This window comes from Microbacterium sp. Kw_RZR3 (assembly GCF_029222405.1).
GTDB lineage: Bacteria > Actinomycetota > Actinomycetes > Actinomycetales > Microbacteriaceae > Microbacterium.
Window position 1 is genome coordinate 1 of sequence record NZ_JARHXC010000029.1, and the last position, 1,465, is coordinate 1,465.

At 68.4% G+C, this 1,465-nt stretch carries 2 protein-coding genes; one reads left to right on the forward strand and one right to left on the reverse strand.

Going from position 1 to position 1,465, the window contains the following annotated elements:
- Nucleotides 1–12: 12 nt before the first annotated feature.
- Complete coding sequence (locus P2P98_RS01035; protein WP_275796341.1) at nucleotides 13–678, reverse strand: hypothetical protein; 666 nt, start codon at nucleotides 676–678, stop codon at nucleotides 13–15.
- A gap of 605 nt (nucleotides 679–1,283) precedes the next feature.
- Here P2P98_RS01035 and P2P98_RS01040 point away from each other — a divergent pair.
- On the forward strand, nucleotides 1,284–1,465 hold a 182-nt coding region (locus P2P98_RS01040; protein ID WP_275796342.1), incomplete at its 3' end, for a hypothetical protein.

The following is a 1,465-nucleotide window of genomic DNA, read 5'->3' on the forward strand; positions in this document are numbered from 1 at the left end:
AGATTGCTCAGTTCACGGAGGCTCGGAGCCTTTGGGTCGAGCGCGGAGCGTGGTGCGGAGCGTGGCCAGACGCGCAAGGTCGGGTGGGTGATCCGGAGAAAGACCGACGGACATCAATAGGGCTCGCAACGCATCGCCGTCGGTGAGGTCATCCCAGCCCCAGTGGACGACAGCCCGGGCTCCGCGACGCAGAAGACGGCGATCGCGGTTCTCTCTTGCCCTGAGCGCGGCGGCCGGGTCCCCGAATCGACCGTCGTACTTGATTCGACCGTCTGCCTCCCCCGCGACTCGTCGCACCGACCACCACATGTCCGCGCGATCACCGCCGGCGCCGTCGGCGCCGATCCACTGTTGAAGTTCGGGCGGCGGAAATCCCCACCATTCGATCGCCGCGCGGCTCAGAGACTCGAAGGCTGATTCGGCTCGCCCGTCCGCTCGGCTCAGCGCCCATCGCGCCGCCCTTCGACCTCGCGCGGACATCCTCTCCTCATTCAGCGTCACCAGGGAGAGCGAGTCGATCGTCCGATCCGCACCGACTGCTGCGTCCGCCGCGACGAGGCCGATGCCGGGATGCCGGTGGCGAGCGATGTCGACGCAGGTGTCCGCGCGCGAGGTCAGGCGTATGCCGTGAATCTCTTCGATGATGCGATCGGCATGCGCGCTCGTATGCACCTGCACCCCACCCGAGTGTCGCGAAGTCGCTGTATCCGGAGCAAGGACGTGGACAGGATGACCAGCCCCCACCGTCGGCAGTCCCCACAGCAGCGCAGCTGACTCCAGACACAGGACATCGTCCGGTGCTACCAGGAGGTGCGCGTGGACTCGCGCCAGATCTCGTTCCCACCCTGCGAGCGACTCCCACTCGAGGCGTGGCGCGTAAACGCCTCGCCCGACCGGCACGATCTCTCCGCGCCGCACGCTGCGCGTCGAGTGGGTCAGGGCGGACGGCCGGAGGAGGGGGAGAGGGGAGATCGTCGGCATCCGCATCATTCGCCCACCTTTGCCGACAGCACCCGAGCGCGCGTCGTGGCTGAGCTCGTCGGTGGTCAAACCCCGACCTCGCCCTGCTGTGCAGGACGGGCGGGCCTTCGCGAGACTGCATTCAGCTGACATCTCCACTGCAGCCTGCAATGGGGATGTCAGCTGAATGCGGTCTCGGAGCACGGGGCGCCGAAAGCGACGCGCAAGGGCGAGCGGAAGCGCGGGCGGCGCGCACAGGCAATCGCACAGCACGGGTTGGGTAAGGTTCCCCTGTGCACCCTGGCCAGTCTCACGCTCCTCGATTGACCACACGTTCCCGGAGTCTGCTGCGCGCCGCCGCGCTCCTGGTGACCGCGACGATCGGACTCTCCGCGTGCTCCGCGCCGGAGCCGGCGCCCGCACCCGAAGAGCCGGTGCGCACGAGTCTCACGGTCGGTGTCGTCGGTGCGCTCACGAGTTTCAACGCTGCCACCGCGCAGGGGGC